The 16,618-nt window shown below is 67.5% G+C and carries 17 protein-coding genes (1 of these 17 running past the window's edge); 13 read left to right on the forward strand and 4 right to left on the reverse strand.

Annotated features, from left to right (window positions below; genetic code table 11):
• Nucleotides 1–631 carry the 5' portion of a 5-demethoxyubiquinol-8 5-hydroxylase UbiM gene (gene ubiM, locus GWK63_RS12065; protein WP_007399944.1) on the reverse strand. It extends 560 nt beyond the left edge of the window, so 631 of the gene's 1,191 nt are visible here — the first part of the coding sequence; the start codon lies at nucleotides 629–631; its stop codon lies beyond the left edge, outside the window.
• 39 nt (nucleotides 632–670) lie between these two features.
• Nucleotides 671–1,261, reverse strand: coding sequence for a nitroreductase family protein (locus GWK63_RS12070; RefSeq protein ID WP_112210204.1), 591 nt, complete (start codon nucleotides 1,259–1,261; stop codon nucleotides 671–673).
• A gap of 184 nt (nucleotides 1,262–1,445) precedes the next feature.
• On the opposite strand from GWK63_RS12070, the gene hisB reads away from it, so the two are divergent.
• Genes hisB through GWK63_RS12105 form a run of 7 tightly spaced genes read left to right on the forward strand, consistent with a single transcriptional unit; the run spans nucleotide 1,446 to nucleotide 6,059 of the window.
• The gene (gene hisB, locus GWK63_RS12075) at nucleotides 1,446–2,042 is read left to right on the forward strand and encodes an imidazoleglycerol-phosphate dehydratase HisB (protein WP_007399942.1); all 597 of its coding nucleotides are present in this window, start codon (nucleotides 1,446–1,448) and stop codon (nucleotides 2,040–2,042) included.
• Nucleotides 2,039–2,419 carry a hypothetical protein gene (locus GWK63_RS12080; protein ID WP_034928623.1) on the forward strand — a complete coding sequence of 127 codons (381 nt, stop codon included), beginning with the start codon at nucleotides 2,039–2,041 and terminating at the stop codon, nucleotides 2,417–2,419. The genes hisB and GWK63_RS12080 overlap by 4 nt, the downstream gene beginning before the upstream one ends.
• Before the next feature lie 8 nt (nucleotides 2,420–2,427).
• Nucleotides 2,428–3,102 carry an imidazole glycerol phosphate synthase subunit HisH gene (gene hisH, locus GWK63_RS12085; protein ID WP_007399940.1) on the forward strand — a complete coding sequence of 225 codons (675 nt, stop codon included), beginning with the start codon at nucleotides 2,428–2,430 and terminating at the stop codon, nucleotides 3,100–3,102.
• Nucleotides 3,099–4,451 carry a 1-(5-phosphoribosyl)-5-[(5-phosphoribosylamino)methylideneamino]imidazole-4-carboxamide isomerase gene (gene hisA, locus GWK63_RS12090; RefSeq protein WP_007399939.1) on the forward strand — a complete coding sequence of 451 codons (1,353 nt, stop codon included), beginning with the start codon at nucleotides 3,099–3,101 and terminating at the stop codon, nucleotides 4,449–4,451. Before hisH ends, hisA begins: the two co-directional genes overlap by 4 nt.
• Nucleotides 4,451–5,212, forward strand: coding sequence for an imidazole glycerol phosphate synthase subunit HisF (hisF, locus tag GWK63_RS12095; RefSeq protein WP_007399938.1), 762 nt, complete (start codon nucleotides 4,451–4,453; stop codon nucleotides 5,210–5,212). The genes hisA and hisF overlap by 1 nt, the downstream gene beginning before the upstream one ends.
• A gap of 31 nt (nucleotides 5,213–5,243) precedes the next feature.
• Complete coding sequence (locus GWK63_RS12100; protein WP_007399937.1) at nucleotides 5,244–5,654, forward strand: phosphoribosyl-ATP diphosphatase; 411 nt, start codon at nucleotides 5,244–5,246, stop codon at nucleotides 5,652–5,654.
• Between the two features lie 27 nt (nucleotides 5,655–5,681).
• The gene (locus tag GWK63_RS12105; RefSeq protein WP_007399936.1) at nucleotides 5,682–6,059 is read left to right on the forward strand and encodes a histidine triad nucleotide-binding protein; all 378 of its coding nucleotides are present in this window, start codon (nucleotides 5,682–5,684) and stop codon (nucleotides 6,057–6,059) included.
• Between the two features lie 109 nt (nucleotides 6,060–6,168).
• On the opposite strand, the gene GWK63_RS12110 is transcribed toward GWK63_RS12105, so the two are convergent.
• A complete protein-coding gene (locus GWK63_RS12110; RefSeq protein ID WP_039999781.1) occupies nucleotides 6,169–7,953 on the reverse strand; it encodes an ABC transporter ATP-binding protein in 1,785 nt (594 codons plus the stop codon).
• A 183-nt stretch (nucleotides 7,954–8,136) separates the two neighbouring features.
• On the opposite strand from GWK63_RS12110, the gene nth reads away from it, so the two are divergent.
• On the forward strand, nucleotides 8,137–8,835 hold the full coding sequence (nth, locus tag GWK63_RS12115) for an endonuclease III (protein ID WP_007399934.1): 699 nt from the start codon (nucleotides 8,137–8,139) through the stop codon (nucleotides 8,833–8,835).
• A gap of 3 nt (nucleotides 8,836–8,838) precedes the next feature.
• On the opposite strand, the gene GWK63_RS12120 is transcribed toward nth, so the two are convergent.
• Nucleotides 8,839–10,965 carry a ComEC/Rec2 family competence protein gene (locus GWK63_RS12120; protein WP_007399933.1) on the reverse strand — a complete coding sequence of 709 codons (2,127 nt, stop codon included), beginning with the start codon at nucleotides 10,963–10,965 and terminating at the stop codon, nucleotides 8,839–8,841.
• Between the two features lie 188 nt (nucleotides 10,966–11,153).
• Between GWK63_RS12120 and gltX the strand changes: the two genes are divergently transcribed.
• The 5 genes from gltX to dprA are packed head-to-tail and all read left to right on the forward strand — an operon-like array spanning nucleotide 11,154 to nucleotide 16,611.
• Nucleotides 11,154–12,560: a glutamate--tRNA ligase gene (gene gltX, locus GWK63_RS12125; RefSeq protein ID WP_039999777.1), complete on the forward strand. Its 1,407-nt coding sequence runs from the start codon at nucleotides 11,154–11,156 to the stop codon at nucleotides 12,558–12,560.
• Complete coding sequence (locus GWK63_RS12130) at nucleotides 12,553–13,515, forward strand: aspartate carbamoyltransferase catalytic subunit (RefSeq protein WP_039999775.1); 963 nt, start codon at nucleotides 12,553–12,555, stop codon at nucleotides 13,513–13,515. Before gltX ends, GWK63_RS12130 begins: the two co-directional genes overlap by 8 nt.
• Complete coding sequence (locus tag GWK63_RS12135; RefSeq protein ID WP_007399930.1) at nucleotides 13,512–14,807, forward strand: dihydroorotase; 1,296 nt, start codon at nucleotides 13,512–13,514, stop codon at nucleotides 14,805–14,807. Before GWK63_RS12130 ends, GWK63_RS12135 begins: the two co-directional genes overlap by 4 nt.
• Nucleotides 14,804–15,442 carry a glycerol-3-phosphate 1-O-acyltransferase PlsY gene (gene plsY, locus GWK63_RS12140; RefSeq protein WP_007399929.1) on the forward strand — a complete coding sequence of 213 codons (639 nt, stop codon included), beginning with the start codon at nucleotides 14,804–14,806 and terminating at the stop codon, nucleotides 15,440–15,442. The genes GWK63_RS12135 and plsY overlap by 4 nt, the downstream gene beginning before the upstream one ends.
• Nucleotides 15,439–16,611, forward strand: coding sequence for a DNA-processing protein DprA (gene dprA / locus GWK63_RS12145; protein WP_007399928.1), 1,173 nt, complete (start codon nucleotides 15,439–15,441; stop codon nucleotides 16,609–16,611). The genes plsY and dprA overlap by 4 nt, the downstream gene beginning before the upstream one ends.
• Nucleotides 16,612–16,618: the final 7 nt, after the last annotated feature.

The raw sequence follows: 16,618 nt of genomic DNA on the forward strand, positions 1-16,618 counted from the left end.
CCACGGTCTGCCCTTCATCAAACCACTGCGTCGCCACATGGTGATGCGGCAGGTCATGCGCCATGCGGCAGACCAGCATGGACCGCCTGAAATCGTGCATCACCGCGCCAATACGCTGCATCCGCCGCAACTGGGAAAACCGCCCGTCCGCCCCTATGGCAAGGCGGGACCGGATCTCACCACCGGTATGCACCACCGTCATGTCCTCGCCTATCCGCCGGATATGGCGGGTGACGGTGCCACCCAGCAGGTGGATATTGGGGCGGTTGCTGGCGGCAAGATACAGGCCACGCCGGATACAGTGGTTGGAAACCAGATAGCCCAGTGCATCAACACCGCGCCCCTGTGTATCAAACGTAAGGGGATGATTGCGACGGCCGGTTTCAACCCGTGCCTGCCGCAGGGGGGAAATGGCCACCTGTGGAATATGCTCCCACGCCCCCAGCGCCTTGAGCACGGAAACCGAATGATGCGTCAGCGCGATTTCGCGCCCGTCAAAGGCCGGCTCTGCCCAGGCGGGCGCGCCCGCACGTTCCAGAACGGCAACGCTCAGGCCCAGGGCCTCCAGCGACAGGGCGGCGGCAAGGCCGGTCGGGCCGCCGCCCATTATGGTCACATCATGATATGTCATGGCCTGACTGCTCCTGTCCGCATCATGGTCTGCAACGGGTTATGCGTCATCCGCGCCAAACCGCACGGGCGTGCCCGTCCATTCGGCTACATAGTCATCCACGGCCCGGCGCGTGGGGCCGCGGGCACCGGGCCGGGGCGTGCCGACAAACAGGAACCCCGCAAGCCCATGCGGTGCGGGAAAGCCCAGTTCGGCGGCAAGTTCCGGATCGTAGGCCACATCACCGCTGACCCATACCCCACCAAAACCCGTGGCATGCAGGGCGTTGAGGATGTTCATGGCCGCTGCCCCCACGGCCAGTTCCTGCTCGATCAGGGGAATCTTGTCCCCGGGGCGCAGGTGCATGCCCAGCACGATGATCATGGGCATGGTGGAAAAACGGGTCTGGCGCTTTTCGATCTTGGCGGGGGCCACGTCCGGGTCAAGCCGCTTCATACTGGCGACGATACGCCGAGCCAGCGCGGGCCTGGCGTCACCCTGCACGATGACATAACGCCACGGCCGCAGCCTGCCATGATCAGGCGCGCGCATGGCGGTGGACAGGATGGTGTCCAGCACGGCGCCCTGCGGCGCGGGTTCGGCCAGCGCATCGGTTGAAAAGCGCGACAGGAGAAGATCGAGCGATGGCATGTGGTCGTGCCCTTGATACGGTTGTGGCGGCAGCCCGCTGGCAGTCGGCGCCTGCACGGCGGCCGCCATGACGCGCCACCATGCAGCAGATGCCCCGCCCTGCCAATATCCCCCCTGCCCTGCGCGGAACCGGCACGCGGGATCGGTATGGATTCCGGCTTCCGGCTTCTGTAGAAGGGGGGACATGAATACCCCGCGCACAGCCACGGTCCACCGCGCCACCAGCGAGACCGACATTACCGTCACCATCAACCTTGATGGCACGGGCCAGACCCGCATCGATACCGGCATCGGTTTTTTCGACCATATGCTGACCGCCCTTGGCCGCCACAGCATGTGCGACCTGGAGGTCACGGCAAAGGGCGACCTGCATATCGACTACCACCACACGGTGGAAGATACCGGCATCGCCCTGGGCAAGGCCTTCGCGCAGGCCATTGGCGACAAGCGGGGCATCCGCCGCTACGGCAGCGCCACCGTACCGCTGGACGAGGCGCTGTGTGAAGCCGTGGTCGATATTTCAGGCCGCCCCTTCCTGGCATGGTCGGTCACCTTCGGGCGTGACAAGATCGGGGAAATGGATACGGAACTGTTCGAGGAATTCTTCCGTGCCTTTGCCATGAGCGCCCTTGTCACCCTGCATGTGATCCAGCGCGCGGGCCATAACTGCCACCACATAGCCGAAGCCGGCTTCAAGGCACTGGCCCGCGCCCTGCGCACCGCCAGCGAGCCCGACCCGCGCGCGGGGGGCATCATCCCGTCCACCAAGGGCAGCCTGTGACCTTCTACAGCGCCCTGCTGCCCCCCGATCAGGCGGACGGCCCTGATGCCCGTCCGGTCATGGTGGCGTGCCGCCTGTCGTGGCTGGTGCTGGTGGCCGGGTGGCTGGGGCTTGTGCTGCGGGGCTGTATCATCAGCGGGTTCGTGGCGGGCGGCGGGTTTATCCTGCTGCGCCAGTTCCTGCCGCTTACCCTGGCCCTGCCGCTGCTGGCCGGGGGCCATCTGTTCCTTGCGCTGAATGCCGCGGAACTGCGGCAATGGGAACTGCGGCTGCGCGGCTACCGGCCCGCACGCGGCGTTTACGCCACAGGGCCGCAGGCCGCCCTGCTGCGCTGGATGGAGCAGAACCGCGCCCGTTCCCTTCCTTCCGTATCATGAGGCATCCCATGCCCGCGCCTTCCCTTACGCAATCCATTGTGGTGATCGACTATAATGGCGGCAACCTGGCCTCCGCCGCCCGCGCCCTGACCCGCGCGGCGCAGGATTGCGGCCTTGCCGCCACCGTCACCATAACGGCGGACCCACAGGCGGTGCGTGATGCCGACCGCATCGTCCTGCCCGGACAGGGCGCCTTTGCCGACTGTGCCGCGGGGCTTGCGGCCCGGCCCGGCCTGCGCGATGCAATCGTGGCGGCAACCGATGCCGGCACGCCCTTCCTTGGCATCTGCGTGGGCATGCAGCTTATGGCCGAGCGCGGGCGTGAACATGGCGTGACCCCCGGTTTTGGCTGGATCGCGGGCGAGATCGCGCTGATGGACGCCCCGAACCTGCGCCTGCCCCAGATGGGCTGGAACGAACTGGCCTTCACCCCCGGCGCCCATCCGCTGACCGACGGGCTGGAAGCGGATGCCCACGGCTATTTCGTCCATTCCTTTGCCCTGCGGGGCTATGACCCGGCGGACATGGTGGCCACGACCGATTACGGTGGCACGGTGCCCGCCATCGTGGCGCGCGGCAACCGCGCGGGCACGCAGTTCCATGTGGAAAAAAGCCAGAAGGTGGGCCTGCGCATCCTGTCCAACTTCCTGCGCTGGACCCCCATGCCGGGCGGCCCGTCATGACACGGACCGCCGCCCCTGCCGGCACCCTTCAGGCCGAACGCCTGCAGGACATGCATGAAGACGACCTGCATGCCCTGTGTGATGCGACCAATGCCGCCATTCTGGAAGGCGGCGGCTTTGGCTGGCTGGCCCCGCCCCCGCGTGAGACGCTGGAACGCTACTTCCGTGGCGTACTGCTGGTGCCCGAACGCCAGATGTTCGTGGCCCGCCTTGACGACATGATCGTCGGCTCCGCCCAGCTTGTCCGCCCGCCGCGCAATAACGAGGCGCAGGCGATGAGTGCAACCCTCATGCACTTCTACATCGCCCCCTATGCCCGTGGCATGGGGCTGGGCCGGCTGCTGCTGACCGAAGTTGAAAGCTGCGCGCGCAGCATGGGCTACCAGATCATCAACCTTGATGTGCGTGAAACCCAGACGGAAGCCGTGCGGCTGTTCCGCAGCAGCGGGTTCCACCACTGGGGCACCCACCCCAGCTATGCCCGCATGGACGGCCGTACCGTGCGCGGCCTGTTCTTTACCAAGCGCCTGCAGGCGGACGAGCGGATCGTCCCCGCCCACCCGCAGGATGCCGCAACCCCCATCCCTGCAGCAGGACATGCCCCCGTGACCGGACACAGCCTGACACTCTATCCCGCCATCGACCTCAAGGACGGCAGCTGCGTGCGCCTGCGCCGAGGCGAGATGGACAATGCCACCGTCTATTCCGATGACCCCGGCGCACAGGCGCGGGCATGGATCGATGCCGGATGTTCATGGCTGCATGTCGTGGACCTGAACGGCGCCTTCGCCGGCCGCTCCGCCAATACCGAGGCGATCGAGGCGATCATCGCCAATGCCTCCGTACCCGTGCAGCTGGGCGGTGGGCTGCGGGATCTGGAAAGCATCGGCAAATGGCTCAATGCCGGGATCAGCCGGGTCATCCTGGGGTCCATCGCGGTCAAGAACCCCGAACTGGTGCGCGAGGCCTGCCGCCTGTTCCCCGGCCGGATCGTGGCGGGTATCGATGCCCGCAGCGGCCAGGTCGCAACCGAAGGCTGGGCCGAGACATCGGAGATGAAGGCCGTGGAACTGGGCCTGCGCATGCAGGATGCCGGTGTGGCCGCCGTCATCTTTACCGAGATCAGCCGCGACGGCATGCTGACCGGCATCGATATCGAGCAGACATCGGACATGGCCAATGCCCTGTCCATCCCGGTCATTGCCAGCGGTGGCGTGGGCAATCTTGGCCATCTGGAAGCCCTGCGGGCGGCGACGGCACAGGCACCGGGCATCGAAGGCGTGATCGTGGGCCGCGCGCTGTATGACGGACGCATCAACCTGGGCGATGCCCTGCGGGCCTTAAGCTGATGCTGAAGCTGCGCGTCATTCCCTGCCTGGATGTAAAGAATGGCCGGGTGGTCAAGGGTGTGAACTTCGTCTCGCTGCGCGATGCGGGTGACCCGGTGGAACAGGCGGCCGTATATGACGCGGCGGGGGCGGATGAGCTGACCTTCCTCGACATCACCGCCAGCAACGAGAACCGTGACACCATACTGGATGTGGTCAGTCGCACGGCGGAACGCATCTTCCTGCCGCTTACGGTGGGCGGCGGCGTGCGCGCCACCGATGACATGCGCCGCCTGCTGCTGGCGGGGGCCGATAAATGCGCCATGAACTCCGCCGCCGTCTCGCGTCCCGAACTGGTCAGCGAGGCCGCACAGAAATTCGGCAGCCAGTGCGTGGTCGTGGCCATTGATGCCCGTAGCGACGGCCATGGCGGGTGGGAAGTCTATACCCATGGCGGCCGCACCCCCACCGGGCGCAATGTGGTGGACTGGTGCCGGGAAGTGGCCGAACGGGGCGCGGGTGAGATCCTGCTGACCAGCATGGACCGCGACGGCACGGGCAAGGGATTTGACCTTGACCTGCTGCGCGCGGCCAATGCGGCGGTGCGCATTCCCATCGTGGCCTCGGGCGGGGTAGGCGAACTGACGCATTTTGTCGAAGGCGCGCGGGCGGGGGCGACCGGCCTGCTGGCCGCAAGCGTGTTCCATTTCGGCCAGTTCACCATTCCACAGGTCAAGCAGGCGCTGGCATCGGCCGGCCTGCCCGTCCGGCAGACGGACTGATCCCCTTATTCCAGCCTATCGGAGCATCGTCATGGCCAAGACAGAAAAATCCCGCAAGAACGCCCCGGCCAAGTCCGCCGCCCCCCCGAAGCCCGAAGCCGTTGGGCCCGCCACCCCCGATGTGCTGGACCGGCTGTTCGAGGTTGTGGAATCACGGCGCGGCACCGACCCCGCCATCAGCCATTCCGCCCGCCTGCTGGCCCGCGGTCGGCGCAAGATCGCGCAGAAATTCGGTGAGGAAGCGGTTGAATGCCTGATCGAGGCCGTCGCGGGCAATCGTGACGAACTGGTCAGTGAAAGTGCCGACGTGCTGTACCACCTGATCGTGATGTGGGTGGACGCGGGCGTGAAACCCGCCGAAGTCTGGGCCGAACTGCTGCGGCGCGAAGGCACCAGCGGGGTTGCCGAAAAAGCATCCCGTCCGCGCGACCCGCTGGCCTGAACCCCTATTAGCCGACAGGAGACCCCCATGGCCGTAAGCGGCATTGGTCCATATGACCCGCAGAACATCTTCGCCCGTATCCTGCGCGGTGAACTGCCGTGCAGGAAAGTGTACGAGGATGAATACGCCCTCGCCTTCCATGACATCGCCCCCAAGGCGCCGGTGCATGTGCTGGTGATCCCCAAGGGGGCCTATGTCTCCTTTGCCGATTTCAGCGCGAAGGCAAGTGAGGCGGACATTACGGGCTTCATCCGCGCCGTGGGCACGGTTGCGCGTGACCTGGGACTGGAGGCGCCCGGTTACCGGCTTGTCTCCAACACCGGGGCCGAAGGCGGGCAGGAAGTGCCGCATTTCCATGTGCACCTGTTTGGCGGCCGTGCCCTTGGCGCCATGCTGCCGGGTTGAACCCCATAAATAACTGAAAATAAATAAAAGTTTTTGGATGCCGCCTTTTTTCAAAAAGGCGGCATTTTTTTATCAAGCTTTTTGCAAAAAGCTTGACCAAAAACTCTTTTTACAAAGACTGGAGTTCAAACAGCCCGCGATACAGCCCCCCTTCGCGCGCCATGAGTGCTGCATGGGGGCCGTCCTCGCACACCCGGCCATGGCGGAACACGATGATGCGGTCCAGCCCCATGACGGTGGAAAGCCGGTGGGCGATGACCAGCACGGTCCGCCCCGCCATCAGCCGCTCCATGGCCTCCTGCACCAGCATTTCGGAACGGGAATCGAGGCTGGATGTCGCTTCGTCCATGATCACGATGCGCGCGTGGCTCAGGAATGCCCGCGCAATGGCGATGCGCTGCCGCTCCCCACCGGACAGCTTGACCCCACGCTCCCCCACCATAGTGGCATAGCCACGCGGCAGGCGGTCTATGAAGTCCGCCGCATTGGCCTGGCGTGCGGCGTGCGCGATTTCCGCAGGTGTGGCGTCAGGGCGGGCATAGGCAATGTTTTCCGCCAGCGAGCGGTGGAACAGCAACGGCTCCTGCGGCACGATGGCAATCTGCCCGCGCAGGCTGGCCTGCGTGACCGTTGTGATATCGGTGCCATCAATGGTGATACATCCCGCCTGCACGTCATACAGACGCTGCAGCAGGCGGGTGAGCGTGGTCTTACCCGAACCCGAGGGGCCGACAAGGGCCACCCTGCTGCCGGGTGCGATATCCAGGTTCAGGTCATCAAACAGCACGCGCCCATGCTGGTGTTCGTAGCCAAAGCGCACATGCGCGAAGCGGATGTGGCCCCGTGTCACGCGCAGCGCGCCTGCCCTGGGCCGGTCGGCCACGGTGGGCTGCATGCGGAACAGGCTGACCAGTTCCTCCATCTCGTTGACCGAACGCTGCACGACCGAGATCTGCTGGCCGATATCACGCAGGTAGCCCTGGATCACGAACATCATCGTCAGCACATAGGCCACATCGCCCGGTCCCGCGCGGCCCTTCAGCCACAGCAGGGCCACGCCCGCTATCAGCATCATGCGCATGAGCAGGGCTGCGAAATTCTGCAGGTTGGCGCTGTTGGTGCCGCGCAGCCATGACCGTACCGTGCGCTGGCGCCACCGTCCCGCCACCCATGCCAGCCGCGCATCCTCGCGCGCTTCCGCCCCGCTGGCCTTGACCACGGCGTTGCACGTCACCGCGTCCGACAGGGTGGCCCCCATGCGGGTATCCCACAGATTGGCCAGCCGGGCGGACGGCGCCACGTAACGCAGCGTCAGCACCACCGACAGCCAGACCAGCGCCACCGCCCCCACGGCCAGCACCAGCCCCATCAACGCCCAGTGGAACGCCAGCACCCCGGTGGTGGCGCACAGCACGATCACCTCCGGCACCAGCATCAGCAGCACGGTATCCCCCAGCGTATCCACCGCCCCCATGCCGCGCGTGATCCGCCGCACGGTGGAACCGGCGAAGTTGCTGGCGTGCCATTCGCTGGAAAAACGCTGCACACGGGCAAATGCCCCGGTCACGATGCCGGTCATGACGCGCGATGTCAGGTGGGAAATGGCGACATAGGCCGTGCGCCGGGCCAGGATTCCCCCCATGCCCAGCACCGTCAGCCCGGTCACATCCCACAGGGCACGGTGCGCGGTGGCGGTCGTGGCGGGATGGGAGACATCATCCACCAGCCAGCCCGCCAGCAGCGGCATCATCACATCCGCCACCGTGGCCATGGCAATCCCGGCCAGTGTCCAGGCCAGGAAGGCGGGCTGGGCACGCCAGCGCCGCCAGACAAACCCCAGCACGGCGGAAAATTCATGTCGCCCCGATGCCGGGCGGGAAAAGAAGGATGCCATTGCCAACGCGCCATGATGCAGGAAAGCCACGCAGCCCGCCACAACAGGTGGAAGCGCGGGCGGGGGCTGGAACGACTAGCCGCCGCCCGCCCCGCATGCAAGGCCGATGACCTTTCGCGGTCATTTACATGCATCACCCCAACGCCGCACAATACCCCGCGATCCACCCGCACAAGGTAGCCGATGAAAACCCCCGCACGCCCCGCAAAACCCGCCCGCCGCGCCATGACACTGGCGGAAGTCCGCACCTTCATCACCCAGCTTGCCGCCGCCAACCCCGATGCGCGGAGCGAACTCGACTTTGTCGATGACTACACCCTGCTTGTGGCCGTGGTGCTGTCCGCGCAGGCGACCGATGCCTCGGTCAACAGGGCGACGGTGGGGCTGTTCCGTGATGCCCCCACCCCGAAGGCCATGGTGGAACTGGGGGAGGAAAAGGTGGGCGAGCATATCCGCACCATCGGGCTGTGGCGGACCAAGGCGCACAATGTCGTATCCCTGTCACGCCAGTTGCTGGAGCGTTTTGATGGCAGGGTGCCCTATGACCGCGCGGCCCTGGAATCCCTGCCCGGTGTCGGGCGCAAGACGGCGAATGTGGTGATGAACGTGGCCTTTGGCGACAGCACCATGGCGGTCGACACCCACATCTTCCGCATCGGCAACCGCACGGGGCTGGCGCCGGGGGCCAGCGTGCGCGCGGTGGAGGACCAGCTTGTCCGCCGCATTCCCGCCGACATGCTGCGCCCCGCCCATCACTGGCTGATCCTGCACGGGCGCTATGTCTGCAAGGCCCGCAGGCCCGAATGCTGGCGCTGCCCCGCCTTCGATCCCTGCCAGTACCGCCTGAAGGCCGACATCCGCGCCGGAGCCCCAGCAGGCTGAGTGCTATTCCGCCTGCGCCAGTGGCAGGTCGGGCATGCCCGCCCCACCGGGCCGCATGACCCATGGCCGCGCGCCACGGGTGGCGCGGTCGGTACGCATCTCCAGCCCGTCTCCGCCACGGAAATAGAGGGCATAGGCCCCTTCGCGCCACAGGTCGAAGCGCCCGACCCGCCCCACGCCGGGACAGCCCGCCTGCCCGTGCAGGTTCACCACCACCCGTGCCCCGAGGCACAGCGCCGCATCGGGCATGCGTGCGGCCAGCAGCAGCACAATATCGCCCCCCTGCCCCGCAACACGGCATATCCCGTTCCGGCACGCCACCCTGCCCTGCCTGCCCTCCACGGGCAGCAGGCCCGCGCGCAGGCCGGTCACCCGCTGCCATTCCCGCAGTACGAAGGGATCGGGATGCGTGCCCGGCCCGGTCAGTACCTGCCCCCCCGCCACCACCCCGACCATGCGCGCATCGGGTGCCACCAGCACGACCGGCATCCTGCCCACCCATGGTGACAGCACGGCCAGCACAACCGGCAGCGCACCCAGCAGCCTGACCCGCCCCGCCCACAGGCACAGCCAGCACAGCCCGGCAAAGAACAGCACCAGCCCGCCACCGCCCATGGCGGGCACACTGACGCGCGCCACCGGCAGTCCCGCCACCAGATGCGCAAGCCACGCCACCACGCCAATGCCCCAGCCCATGGGCGCCAGCGCCAGCTTTTCCGCCCCCAGCGGCATGAGCAGCAGCGAGACCAGCCCCCACGGCATGATCCAGACCGACATGAGCGGTACGGCCAGCAGGTTGGCCAGCACGAACCATGGCTGCACCGTGCCGAAATGCGCCATGCCCACCGGCAGGCACGCGCTGCCCGCCAGCACGCTGGCCAGCAGGGGGCGGGCCATGCGCGCGCCCACCCGCCGCATCCACATCACGTCATGCCCCCACGCGGACAGGACGGGGCGCAGGGCATCGAATCCGGCAACCAGCGCCATGACCGCGGCCATCGACATCTGAAGTGGCAGTTCAGCCACCTCTTCGGGGGCCAGCACCATCAGCACGGCCGCCGCCACCGCCAGTGCGCGGATGGACAGCGGCCGCCTGCCCGCAAGCAGCGCCACAACCGCCAGCCCCGCCATGATCAGGCTGCGCTGTGCGGGCAGGTGCGCGCCCGTCAGTACCACATACCCGCCACCCGCCAGCAGCGCGGCCACGCCGGCAATCTGGCGGCACGGCCAGAACAGCGCCGCGTGCTCGGACAGCGCCAGCCCCATGCGCACCACCGCCATGACCAGCCCCATCACGATGGCAAGATGCAGCCCCGCCACCGCCAGCAGATGGGCCAGCCCCGCATCGGCGAAGGCTTCGCGTGTCTCCGCGTCAATCACCCCATCCTCCCCTGTCAGCACGGTCGCGGCAATCGTGCCGCGCGGGCCGGGCAGCGCCGTGCGGATTCGCTGCGCCAGCCCCTGCCGCAGGGTGCGAAGCCACGCCGCCATGCCCGACGGGCCGCGCGGATGCGCGGATGTCACGCGCTCCAGCGCGCGGCCATAACCGGCCAGCCCGCCAAACCACGCACGCCGCTGGGCATCATACCCGCCCGGCATGGCCGGAAAGGCGGGTGGCGCAAGCAGGGCCCGGGCTGAAAGCGTATCCCCCGCAACGGGCACGGCCGGATCATCGGGCCGCAGGCGCAGCATGATCTGGCGGCGCAGGGGCCGCATGCCGATATTGATGCCGTCCAGAAACCGCACATCGGCCAGCCCCACGCGCGACACCCGCGTCCCGTCACGCAGCGTCTGCCCGTCCACCCCCGTCACGCGCCCGGACAGATGCACGGCCCGGCGGGGCAGATCGGGAAAGGGTGGCATGCGATGCGCCTGCCCCCATGCCACCAGCAGCCCCGCAGCACACGCCCCCACCACGCCACACCCCATGCGCACGGGCAGGCGCGCGCCCCACAGCAGCCTGCCCGTGACGGACGCCACCACAAGCATGCCCATGCCGAAGGCCCATGTGCCACCCGGCTCCCACGGCAGGGCGAAATACAGGGCGATACCGGCGGCCAGCAGCACGGGCAGCCAGACGATGAAGCGGGCATGCTGCCCCCACAGCCATGCCGCCACCGTCTGGCCCATGCGCAGGAATGCTGCGTGGAGAAGGGGGATATGCTGGCGCGAGGGAGGGACCTCCGTAATAATTCATGCGGGCCGGTGCCGGGCATGCGCCCCGCGCGTGGCCATAATGCCCATCCTACCGGCCGAGATGGCCCGCACGCCAGACAGCCCCCTGTCAGCAGGGCGAAAACATGCTAAGGAGCCGGCTCATGACAGTCCGTACGCGTTTCGCACCCAGCCCCACCGGCCTGCTGCATATCGGCAACGCCCGTGCCGCCCTTTTCAATTTCCTCTATGCCCGCCACCATGGCGGGCAGTTCCTGCTCCGCATCGAGGATACAGACCGTGAGCGGTCGACCCAGAAAGCGGTCGACGTGCTGTTTGACGGTCTGGCCTGGATGGGCATCGAACCCGATGAGAAGCCGGTCTTCCAGTCCACCCGGCAGGCCCGCCATACCGAGGTGGCGCACGAACTGCTGGAAAAGGGACTGGCCTATCGCTGCTACTGCACGGCCGATGAACTGAAGGAAATGCGCGAGAAGGCGATGGCCGAGGGCCGTCCCCCCCGCTACAACGGCATGTGGCGCGACCGCGACCCCGCCGAAGCGCCGCCCAACACCCCCTACACCATCCGCATCAAGGCCCCGCGTGAGGGTGAGACCACCATCCATGACCTGGTGCAGGGCGACGTGCGCGTGGCCAATGCGGAACTGGATGACATGATCATCCTGCGCGCCGACGGCACGCCGGTCTACCAGCTTGCGGTCGTGGTGGATGACCATGACATGGACATCACCCACGTCATCCGTGGTGATGACCACCTGACCAACACCTTCCGCCAGGCCATGATCTACCGCGCCATGGGCTGGGACCTGCCGCATTTCGCCCACCTGCCGCTGATCCACGGGCCGGATGGCGCCAAGCTGTCCAAGCGGCACGGGGCGCAGTCGGTCGTTGAATTCCGTGACATGGGCTACCTGCCCGAAGCGCTGAACAACTACCTGCTGCGGTTGGGCTGGGGCCATGGCGATGCCGAGATCCTGTCGCGCGAGGAGCAGATCAGGCTGTTCGACCTTGATGGCGTGGGCCGTTCCCCCTCGCGCATGGATTACGCCAAGCTGCTGCACATCAATGGTGTGTGGCTGCGCCAGGCCGATGACACGCGCCTGACCAATGACGTGATGGAACGCCTTGCGAAAATGGACGGCGTGGATACATCGGATACCACGCGCGCAAAGGTGCTGGCGCTGATGCCCGGCCTGAAGGAACGCGCCAAGACGCTGGTGGAACTGGCGGAGAACGCCGCCTTCCTTGGCCGTTCCCTGCCACTCGCCTTCGACCCGAAGGCCGAAAAGCAGCTCACGCCGGAAAACCGGGTGATGCTGGGCAGGCTGGCCGAAGCGCTGAAGGCGACCGGGCCGTTTACGAAGGAAGGCATAGACGCCACCCTGCGCCAGTTTGCCGAGACGCATGAGATGAAGCTTGGCAAGGTTGCCCAGCCACTGCGCGCGGCGGTAACCGGCAGCACCATGTCGCCCGGCATAGACGACACGCTGGTCGCCCTTGGCCGCGACGCGGTACTGGCCCGCATCAACGCGGTTGCCGCCCATGAATGAGCGCGGCCATGGCAGCAACGTGTTCGTGAATACCCCGGCACGGCACCTGCTGGGGGTGCAGGGCATGCACCCAAGCCGCATCACGCCGCTGCTGGACCTTGCGGAGCACTATGCCCTGCTCAACCGCTCCCGCAAGACACCGCGCGACCTGCTGCGCGGGCGCACGCTGATCAACCTGTTCTTCGAGGACAGCACGCGCACCCGCACCTCGTTCGAACTGGCGGGCAAGCGGCTGGGGGCGGACGTGGTGAACATGAGTGTCGCCAGTTCCTCGGTCAACAAGGGCGAGACGCTGCTCGATACGGCGGCAACGCTCAACGCCATGCATACCGACCTGCTGGTCGTGCGCCATGCGCAGTCCGGCGCCCCCGCCCTGCTGGCGCAGAAGGTGCAGGCCAGCGTGGTCAACGCGGGCGACGGCACGCATGAACACCCGACCCAGGCCCTGCTGGACGCCCTGACCATCCGCCGCCACTTCGGCACGTTCGAGGGGCTGACGGTGGCCATATGCGGCGATGTGAGCCACAGCCGCGTGGCGCGCTCCAACATCCACCTGCTGACCGCCATGGGCTGCCAGGTGCGCGTGGTGGGGCCGCCGACACTGGTGCCCGGCGCCATCGGGGCGCTGGGGGTCAGCATTCACCACACCATGGAAGACGGGCTGCGCGGGGTGGATGTGGTCATGATGCTGCGCGTGCAGCGTGAACGCATGAAGGGCACGCAGGTGCCCAGCGCGCGCGAGTATTTCCGCTTCTACGGACTGGACAGCAGGCGCCTTGCGCTGGCGAAGCCGCATGCGCTGGTCATGCATCCCGGCCCGATGAACCGGGGCGTGGAAATTGACAGCCGCGTTGCCGATTCCGACCAGAGCGTAATCCGTGAACAGGTGGAAATGGGGGTGGCCGTGCGCATGGCCGTGCTGGATACCCTTGCACGCGGGGGAGAAAGCGCATGAAGCCGGTCCTGTTTGAAAACAGCCGCCTGATCGACCCCGCCAGTGGCCTGGACCGCCCCGGCCGCCTGCTGGTGCAGGGCGGGGTGATTGCCGGCACCGACCTGCCACAGGCCGAAGGCGCACCCGAAGGGGCGGAAGTGATTGATGGCGGCGGCCAGCTTGTGCTGTGCCCCGGCCTGGTGGACATGCGGGTCACGATTGGCGAGCCCGGCTTTGAATACCGCGAGACGGTGCTGTCCGCGGCAAAGGCTGCCGTGGCCGGTGGCATCACCACCATTGCCGTGCTGCCCAATACCAGCCCCACCATAGACAACCCCGCCCTGGCCCGCCTGCTGCGCGCGCGTGGCGAGGAAACGGGCCTGATCGACATCCTGCCCTATGGTGCCCTGACCCGTGGGTGCGCGGGCACGGAAATGGCGGAAATCGGCCTGCTGGCCGAAGCGGGCGCCATTGCCTTTACCGATGGTCCCCATGCCATTGCCGACAGCCGCACCATGCGCCAGATGCTGACCTATGCCAAAGGCTTCGGCGCGCTGATCGTCCAGCACCCCGAGGACCCCTCGCTGGCGCGGGGGGGATGCGCGACCGATGGCGAACTGGCTACCCGTCTGGGCCTACCGGGCATTCCGGCGGCGGCCGAGGCCATCCTGATCGCGCGTGACCTGCGTCTTGCGCGCATGACGGGGGGGCGGCTGCATTTCGGCCATGTCTCCACCGCCGAGGGGCTGGACCTGATCCGGCGCGCCAAGGCCGACGGCCTGCGGGTGACATGCGATACGGCACCGCCCTATTTCGACCTGAACGAGACCGTGATCGGTGATTTCCGCACCTATGCCAAGCTCTCCCCACCCCTGCGCGCGGAAGCGGACCGCCGGGCCGTCTGCGCGGGGCTGGCCGATGGCACGATCGACGCCATCGCGTCGGACCACATGCCCTGCGATGCCGATGACAAGCGCCAGCCCTTTGCCGTGGCGGCGGCGGGCGGCACCGGGCTGTGCACCCTGCTGGCGGTAACGCTGGCGCAGGTGCATGCGGGCAATCTGGACATGGGGGCTGCCATCGCGCTGCTTACCCACCGCCCGGCCAGCGTGCTGGGCAGCAGCGCGGGCACGCTGGCGGTCGGGGCACCGGCCGATCTGTGCCTGTTCAACCCCGATACCGGCTGGATCGTGCGCGCGGGCGACCTGCCGGGCAAGGCGCAGAACACCCCGTTTGACGGCCGTGCGCTGGAAGGCCGCGTGGTGGGCACATGGAAGAAGGGCCGCCGCGTGTTCGGGGCACAGGCCGCATGATATACGGCATACCGACCTATGACCTGCCGCTTATGGCCGGGGTGGCGTTCCTGTCCTACCTGATTGGCAGCATCCCCTTCGGGCTGGTGCTGACCGCGCTTTCGGGCGGGGGGGACATCCGCAAGATCGGTTCGGGCAATATCGGGGCCACCAATGTGCTGCGCACCGGGCGCAAGGGGCTGGCGGCGGGCACGCTGGCGCTGGATGGCACCAAGGGCGCGTTTGCCGTGTTCTGCGCCTTCGTGCTGTGCCCGTTCCACACCCTGGCCGCCGAATCGCTGGCCGCGATCTTTGCCGTGGCGGGGCACTGCTTTCCGGTATGGCTCAAATTCAGGGGCGGCAAGGGTGTGGCCACGGGCCTGGGCTGCGTGCTGGCGCTCATGCCCGGCGTGGGGCTGTGCTGCTGCGCGCTGTGGCTGATCTTTGCCAGGGTCACGCGCATTTCATCGGCGGGGGCCATCGTGGCCTTTGCGGCACTCCCGCTGCTCATGATCCGGCCGGGGCGGGTTGACTTCTCTTCGCCCGCCTATCTGGCGGGCTGCCTGATCGCGGTGATGATCCTGTGCCGCCATCATGCCAACATCACCCGCATCCTCCGGGGTACCGAACCCAGGATCGGCCAGAAAAGCGCATGACCGCGCCCGATGCCGCAACGCTGCTGGCCTGCCTGCGGCTGGCCCGGACGGACGGCATCGGCCCGGTCAGCTACCACCGCCTTGTGCGCACGCATGGCAGCGTACAGGCGGCCCTTGCCCTGCTGGAACGCGGCGCAAACCCCGGCCGCAACATGGGCCAGCCCGGCACCCGTGATGACGCCCTGCGTGAAATCGACCGCCTGCACGCCATGGGCGGGCAGTTCGTGGTGCATGGCCAGCCGGGCTATCCACCGCTGCTGGCGGCCCTGCATGATGCGCCGCCCGTGCTGGCCGTACTGGGCGATCCGGCCCTGCTCTCGGCCCGGATGGTGGGAATCGTGGGGGGACGCAACGCATCGGCCGGCGGAATCCGCATGGCGGAAAGCCTGTCCGCACTGCTGGCGGCACAGGGCGTTGACACCGTATCGGGGCTGGCGCGCGGGATCGATGCCGCGGCCCATCGCGGCGCCATGACGGCGGGCCGGACGGTAGCGGCCATCGCGGGTGGGCTGGACTGCCCCTATCCGCCCGAACACGCGGACCTTCAGGCCCGGATCGCCGGCACCGGGGCCGTCGTGACCGAGGCACCGCTGGGCACCGTGCCGCAGGCCCGGCATTTCCCGCGCCGCAACCGGCTGATCGCGGGCCTGGGGCTGGGCTGCGTGGTGATCGAGGCAGCACTGCGTTCGGGCAGCCTGATTACCGCGCGCATGGCGCTGGACTATGACCGGACCATTTTCGCCGTGCCCGGCTCCCCGCTGGACCCGCGCTGCCACGGCAGCAACGACCTGCTGCGGCAGGGCGCGGTACTGACGGAAAATGAACGCGACATCCTGCGCGAACTCCCTGAAACGACGGAGGAAACCGGCCTCTTTCCCGGCCGTTTCCCCCCTGTCCGCAACCCTGCCGTTCCGCAGCGGGAACGGGCGGGAACGGTGCTGCGGGCAGTCCCCGCGCCCGGCCCCTGCCCGCCCGCCCAGGGGGAGGGAGACCTGCATGAAATGATAGAAGGTTTTCTATCTTTCACACCATCGCCTGTTGACGATCTCGTACGGCGCTGCCAGTTCTCGACAGCAGCAGTCCTGACCGCCCTGTCGGAAATGGAAATTGCGGGCACGGTCGAGTTCCTTGCGGGGGACATGGTCGTGCGGCGTCCACCCCCCGCCTGAGCGCAGG

This window comes from Komagataeibacter rhaeticus (assembly GCF_011611525.1).
Taxonomy (GTDB): Bacteria; Pseudomonadota; Alphaproteobacteria; order Acetobacterales; family Acetobacteraceae; genus Komagataeibacter; species Komagataeibacter rhaeticus.